The sequence below is a fragment of the Leptolyngbya sp. ST-U4 genome (genome assembly GCF_039962215.1).
Classification (GTDB): domain Bacteria; phylum Cyanobacteriota; class Cyanobacteriia; order Elainellales; family Elainellaceae; genus Leptolyngbya_A.
In genome coordinates this window covers 1-7,667 of sequence record NZ_JAMPKZ010000074.1, presented here as the reverse complement: position 1 = coordinate 7,667, position 7,667 = coordinate 1, and the positions used below count along the sequence as shown (strand labels likewise).

Here is a 7,667-nt window from a genome sequence, read left to right as displayed (position 1 = left end):
ACAACTCTTGCTTGTAACGAGCCCCAGCTATACAGCTATCCTGAGCGGTTTTTCACCTACTTGTATCACCCGCAGTTCTCGGTTGTGGAAGGATTGCTCATTCCACTGTGCGTTAACGATGGGGCACTGGGCACGCTTTGGATTGTGTCGCATCACGAGGAGCGGCGTTTTGATGCCGAGGATCAGCGGCTGATGATGAGCCTGGGAGGCTTTACCGCTTCTGCACTGCATAGTATGCAACAGATGAACCAGACGACAGCAATCGCGTTGCGGCACGAGCAGTTTAATCAGCAGATTCTCGCCAGTAGCGATGACTGCATCAAGGTGTTGGACTTAGAGGGGCGAATTCTGCTGATGAGCCCGGCAGGACAAGCGTTGCTGGGCATTAAGGATATCACGCCCTTTCTCAACACGTCTTGGGCAGAATTTTGGCAGGGAGCAGATCAGCAAGTGGCAATTGAGGCGATCGTCAAAGCCAGAACAGGCGAAGTTTGCACCTTTCAAGGCTATCGTCCGACGTTGAGCGGTGAACCTAGATGGTGGGATAGCAAAGTGAGTCCCATTCGAGGAGCAGCGGGGCAAGTTGAACGACTGCTGTGCATTTCGCGAGACATTACCGCACGCAAGCAGAGCGAAGACAAACGCAAACAGGCGGAGGAGCGCTTGCAGGAGAGTGAGGAGCAGCTATCTGCGATCTTTTCACAAGCAGCGGTGGGGCTTTCTGAGATCTCGCTAGATGGATATTTTCAGCGCGTTAACGATAAGCTATGCCGGATCTTGGGGCAATCGCGGGAGGAAATATTAGCGGTAAGCATACCCGATGTCACGCATCCTGAAGATGTGCTCAAAAGTTTAAAGGCCTTTCAACAAGTGGTTGAGACGGGTAAGCCAGTCTCGTTCGATAAGCGCTACCTGCGCTCGGATGGAACAATCGTCTGGGCTAACAGCAATCTCACGCGCCTTGATGATGAGCAGGGACACCCACGCACCGTGCTGGCAGTCACTGTTGATCTGAGCGATCGCAAACAGGCAGAGGAGAACTTGCGGCACTCGGAGGAGCGGTATCGAGCGATTGTCAACCAGGCAGTGACGGGCGTGGCGTATAGCGAGATTGGTGGCAAACTGACGATCGTGAATCAGAAATATTGTGATATCACGGGTTATTCTGCCGCCGAACTAAGTCAGCTGCGAATGACTGACATTACCCATCCAGATGATTTGCCAGGTAATGTCGAACTCTACAATCGCATGGTGACTGAAGGAACACCGTTTGAGATCGAGAAACGCTACATCCGCAAGGATGGCTCGATCGTCTGGGTCAACAACTATGTCTCCCTAATCCGCGATCGCACCGGGAAGCCGCAGTCGGTCGTGGCAGTCGTGCTAGATATCACTGAGCGCAAACAGGTAGAAGCTGCCCTGCGCAAATCGGAAGCAAAATATCGATCGCTGTTCGAGTCGATGGACGAAGGCTTTTGCATCTTGCAGGTAATCTTCGATGTGGAGCAAAAGCCCATTGACTACCGCTTTATCGAGGTTAACCCCGCTTTCGAGCAGCAAACTGGGCTTAAGCATGCCCTCGGCAGAACCATTCACGAACTTGTGCCGGAGATTGAGCCGTTCTGGATTGACCTTTACGGCAGAGTCGCTATGACGGGTGAATCGCTTCGGTTCACTGATTATTCCCGTGTAATGGATCGATGGTTTGACGCGAATGCCTTCCGCATTGGCGAACCGCATGAGCACAAGGTAGCAGTTCTCTTCAACGACATCACAGAGCGCAAACAAGCAGAAGAGAGGTTGCACCGTGCCGCCGAATTAGATGCGTTTCGCGTCTCTCTCGCCGACGCACTCCGCCCCCTGGCCGACCCGGTAGAGGTTCAAGCAACTGCGACCCGTGTGCTGGGCGAATATCTTAATGCAAACCGCGTGGCATACTTCGAGGTTCGCGGCACGGATTACGTAGTTGAACGCGATTACGTCAACGGTGCTGCCGCACTCGTGGGTGGTTACCCTATTGATTCGTTCGGTCCCAAGCTGCTCGCAGAGTACCGTGCGGGTCATACCGTATCCGTGCCCGATGTAGAAACCGACGCCAACCTGTCCTCAGATCAGCGATCCACTTACGCTGCCATCCAGATTGATGCCTACATCGGCATCCCACTCGTCAAGGACGGCGAGTTCGTTGCGGGTCTGGCAGTTCATACCACTGAACCGCGAGCTTGGACAGAAGATGAAGTGGCTTTAGCAGAAGAAGTTGCCGAACGCACCTGGGCAGCAGTTGAACGTGCCCGCGCTGAAGCAATTGTTGCAGCAGACCTTCAAGATACCCAGCGACTCCGCGAACTGGGGGCGAGACTGGTGATTGAAGGCGATATCCAAACCCTGTATCAAGAAATTCTGTCTACGGCGATCGCGCTCACACGGGCAGATGCCGGCACAGTGCAAATCTTTGACGAGTCAGCGCAAGACCTGGTGCTACTTGCCACGCAGGGCTTCGAACGAAACATGACCAAGCATTTCTACCGGGTAAATGTAAGTTCTCATACGTCCTGCGGTATTGCCCTCAAGAACGGTGCTCGCACTTTCGTTGACTTTAATGTGCCCCAGAGCGAAGACCCCAACGGTTCAATGCGACTGCATGTGGAGGCTGGATATCTCTCTGCGCAGTCCACGCCGTTGACCACCCGTGCAGGCAGACCGATCGGCATGGTTTCAACCCATTGGCATGAACAGCACCCACCCAACGATCGCGAGTTGCAGTTTCTTGATTTACTCGCTCGCCAAGCCGCTGACCTCATTGAACAACGACAGACTGCCACCGAACGGGAACAGCTCTTGGCTCGTGAGCAAGCCGCCCGCGCCGAAGCCGATCGCGCCAATCGGATCAAAGATGAGTTTTTGGCAGTGCTCTCCCATGAATTGCGCTCGCCCCTCAATCCGATTTTGGGTTGGGCAAAACTCTTGCAGAACGGCAAGCTAGACGCAGCCAAAACCCAGCAGGCATTGCAGACAATCGAACGCAACGCCCAACTTCAATCGGAATTGATTGAAGATCTGCTAGATGTCTCCCGGATTCTCCAAGGCAAGCTCAACCTGAACATCAGTCCGATCAATCTGGCCCCTCTGATCCAAGCCGCGATGGAAACGGTACGGCTGGCAGCAGAAGCCAAATTAATCAAAGTAGAGGCTAGCCTTGAACCAGAGGTGGGTCTGATCTCCGGAGATTCTACTCGGTTGCAGCAAGTGATTTGGAATCTGCTCTCTAATGCGGTCAAGTTCACGCCCAAAGGAGGACAAATCAGTATTCGGTTGGAAGGCTCAGATTCATACGCTCACATTACGGTTAGCGATACTGGACAGGGAATTGCGCCTGACTTTCTGCCCTATGTGTTTGAATACTTCCGCCAAGCCGACGCTACCACAACGCGAAAGTTTGGGGGACTGGGATTAGGACTCGCGATCGTGCGGCACTTAGTCGAATTGCACGGTGGCACGGTCGCAGTCGAAAGCGCAGGGGTAGGGAAGGGTGCAACCTTTACCGCCAGGTTGCCATTCATGCCTGTCCAGGCGATCCCTGATCACGATAGTCGATCGTCAGAGCCATCTTCTGACTTGAATGGGATTCAGGTCTTGGTCGTCGATGATGAAGCAGATTCACGAGAGTTTGTGGCGTTTGTGTTGGAGCAAGCGGGCGCAACCGTACTCACCGCAACGACCGCTAATGAAGCACTAACCATGCTCATTCAAGCTAAGCCAACAGTGCTGCTGAGTGACATTGGGATGCCAGATAGGGATGGCTATATGCTGTTGCAACAGGTGAGAGCACTGCCACCAGAGCAAGGCGGACAAGTTCGGGCGATTGCACTCACTGCTTACGCAGGCGACTTCAACCAGCAACAAGCCCTGCAAGCTGGATTTCAACAGCATCTCTCGAAACCAATCGAACCAGAGCGATTGATTCAAGTGGTTGCTTGCCTCACTCAGTCTGCTGAGCGATCGCCTTGAAGCCCAGCAACGTTCTACCCTCAGCTTTTCCTTTGGTTACAGCCCTCTCACTGTCCTAATACTTAGCTGAAAATGATTTACTTCGGCGACATCGAATTCCCGGCATTGCTGAATCGGAGTATGATTAGCCCCCTCCAATATCTACTGAAATCTTGCACCATTCTCAGTAGAAGGTGTTAGAACTGAGCCCTTATTATTCCTTATTGAAAATTTACCTTCCTTTCTTCTAGTGAAACTCTTATTCCTTCGTTCGACTTATCGGGAGAATTCTCAGTACTGTTGAGAATCGGGATTTGAGTACTCAGTTTTGACACTTTCGCAAAAAAGCTCTCCTGAAGATGCACTAGGAAAATTCACGATGCGGTAGGCACGCTAAACTAGCAAAAGGATCAGCAAATATACTGTGTTCGCCGTCTCTGCAAGTACTTGCTCGTCAGAAAGGGGGAATCTCAGCTTGCCAATTCCTCACGCTTGCTTTTAAAGTCAAATCTTATCTATGCGGACCAGTCAGCAAATTGCGACAGAAATCGAGGAGAAGTTCGGTTTTCTTCCACCTTTCTTCTCTCCAGCCTTACAGACTCCTCAAGTGTTGGAAAACTTATGGCAACAAACTTGCTCAACCTACGTTGACAATCCTCTTCCCTCTCTATTCAAAGAGAAACTGTCCGCCTACCTATCGCGTTTCTGCCCTGTCCCGTATTGCTTAGTGTGCCATAGCTGTTCGCTGTGGGAATTGGGGATGAAGGCACGAGATATCTTAACCCTGCTTGAAGCGGCTCCCCCAAGCCTACCAGAAGTGGATGAGCATCTTCGATTATTGGCTTCTCATAACAGCTTGCTCAATGTTGTATCCCAGCTAAACTCCGTTCTCGAAAAGAGTCTCCTTGACTGCTCAATTTTTATTGCCTTAAACACAGATGAGGCTGACCACTGTCGGCGAGAGTTGTGCCGTTTTCTAGGAACCGAGAATTACCAATATTTGGTGACGTTTATTGCCTATATCAAAACCTGTCATGAGTGGATGGAAGCACACCCAGATGTGAGGTATGAGACTGATAAGCGAGTTCAGGACCATTTCAATGACTTAGTGGCTGAAGAACCTGAGCTTGCCCACTTCTTTAACACTTACTGGAACAGGGTCAAACAAGAGCAGCGGCTAGAGAGTTTACCGACCGAGGGATTGTCACTAGAGAAGTTAACCAGTTTGCCGTTTGCGAGGGCGATCGATTCTACTTCAGATGGTATTGTGCTTTGCGATCCCAACCAACCCGATAATCCCATCATCTACTCAAATCCTGCCTTCTCGAAGCTGACCGGGTATCAGCCAGAAGAGGTGATCGGTTGCAATTGTCGATTGCTACAGGGTCCAGGAACCGATCCAGAAGTTGTTGCTCAAATTCGTGAGGCAATAGCCCAACAGCAGGAGGTACAAGCCACTCTTTTGAACTATCGCAAAGATGGCCAGCCCTTCTGGAATGAATTAAAAATTGCTCCGGTACGTGCTGATGCTGGTGAGTTGCTGTATTTCGTTGGTATCCAAACGAATGTCACCAAGCAAAAACAAGCTGAAGCACAATTGCAAGCGCAAGCAAGGCTTTTGGATCAATCTCAGGATGCGATTCTTGTGCTGAACTTGGAAAATCAAATCTTGTTTTGGAATAGTAGCGCAACCCGCTTGTTTGGCTGGACAGTTAACGAAGCGGTAGGGTGTTATGTTGATGAGCTCCTGTTTGATGAATTTTCTCCCCAACTCCGCCAAGCTCAAACATTGGTTATGGAACAGGGAGAGTGGCAGGGTGAACTAAAACATCGAGGGAAAGACGATCGGAAAGTTATTGTTGATAGCCGTTGGACATTAATTCGCAACGAAGTAGGACAGCCTCAATCTGTTCTCGTCAGTGGGACTAATATTACTGAGAGTAAGCAAACGGAAGCGCAGTATCAGCGGACTCAAAGATTTGAAAGCATCAGTACGGTGACTAAGGGTATGGCCCATAATCTCAACAATGCGTTGACTCCGATACTGATGTCAATCCAGCTTCTAGCTGATAAGTTGCCGGATGAGCAGAGCCGACAAGTATTGGCAACCCTTGAGGTAAATGCAAGGCGGAGTGCGGATGTCGTAAATCAAATGTTGTCCTTTGTGCAAGGACTAACAGGCAATAGGAACACATTAGCGATAGATACATTGCTGCTACGTCTAGCAGCGATGCTTAAGCAAGATTGTCCACAAAGTATTCTAGTTCGGACTAACATTGCATCTGATCTTTGGATAGTTTCTGGAGACCGAACTCAACTTCACCAAATGCTGCTGCATCTTTGGGAGAATGCTCGTGATGCCATGCCAGAAGGTGGAGTTCTACGTATTTCAGCAGAAAACATCTCGGTTAATGCAGCGCTTGCTCGCAAGAATGTTGATGCGAGGACGGGTTGCTATGTCGCGATTACGGTCTCTGATACCGGAGTTGGAATACCTGCTGAAAACTTAAACCGTATCTTTGAGCCTTTCTTTACAACCAAAGAATTCGGTAAGGGGACAGGACTCGGATTATCAATGGTTGCGGGAATTGTCAAAGGTCATGGCGGCTTCATCAATGTACAGAGTGAAATTAACAAGGGAACTCAGCTCAAAGTATACTTACCGGCTCAGCGACCGATTTCTTTCCAAGAGGCATTAATTCTGCTAGTTGAGAGTGATGACACATCTCGCGAAGCTGCTGAGATGCTGTTAGATCAAACGAGTTACCGAGTTTTGACTGCAAAAGATGGAATTGAGGCGATCGGGCTTTATGCTCAGTATCGATCCCAGATTCGGGCAGTTCTCATCGATCTATCTATTGTAGAACCTGATGCATCAGCAACGATTCAGATATTAAAGCGGACGAATCCCGACCTTGTCATCGTTGCGCTTAATGAATTGTCATTGGAACATCAGCTTAATGACGATGTCAAAGCAATGATTAAAGCCTTCCTCAAGAAACCCTATACCCCAGAAACGTTGACAGCAACATTACAGAAAGCTTTTGGAACATCATTCAAATAAGGTTGTGTTGCAAAAAAACGGTTGTGTTGCAAAAACCAGTCAACGGTAAAGTAAGCGGGCTAAAACTTCCCTCCTTACCCTCCGATATCTACTCCTGCTCTGTTGAAGTAGCGGCACTTTCTGCCTGAAATCATCCTGCTGAACGTTCGCTGTTAATGCCCTTCGGGTTCGCCAGTTCCCTACGGGGGGAAACCTGCCTTCAGGACTGGACTCACCGCTATTCCCTCAGCTACCGAGATATGGAGGAGATGATGCAGGAACGAGGCTTGACGGTAAACCACTCGACGATTAATCGTTCGGAGGAACGAGAGCAGTAATTTTTGTAAGGTTAAAATCCAAACATTACAAACCCAAAAAGAGGGGCTATCCTGGTAGGGGCAGGGCGATCGGCAGCAGTTGGCTTGCAACCGGTCACTAAACCTTTTGCAGTAAGGGCATTTAGTTGAGCACTACTGATAGTTGGGGTAGTGCAAAATCTGCAGGGGCAATCAAAATAATCCTGCTAAGTAGGGCAACCTAATAAAACTTAAAACGTTCTACCGGGTAGCCGCTGTTCCTCCCCCTGTTCTCAATGCCCTCCATAATCGCATCAGCTAAATCGACCTCATCGTCAAAT

General features: G+C 49.9%; 3 protein-coding genes. All 3 read left to right on the top strand.

The genetic code is table 11. The features are described from left to right. Positions 1 to 4,008 (top strand): PAS domain S-box protein (locus NDA02_RS27875; protein ID WP_348256283.1); only part of this gene is annotated, 4,008 nt, incomplete at its 5' end. Positions 4,009 to 4,504: 496 nt separating this feature from the next. After that, the gene (locus tag NDA02_RS27870) at positions 4,505 to 7,051 is read left to right on the top strand and encodes a PAS domain S-box protein (protein WP_348256282.1); all 2,547 of its coding nucleotides are present in this window, start codon (positions 4,505 to 4,507) and stop codon (positions 7,049 to 7,051) included. 155 nt (positions 7,052 to 7,206) lie between these two features. Beyond that, the gene (locus tag NDA02_RS27865) at positions 7,207 to 7,368 is read left to right on the top strand and encodes a hypothetical protein (RefSeq protein WP_242067625.1); all 162 of its coding nucleotides are present in this window, start codon (positions 7,207 to 7,209) and stop codon (positions 7,366 to 7,368) included. Positions 7,369 to 7,667 lie beyond the last annotated feature (299 nt).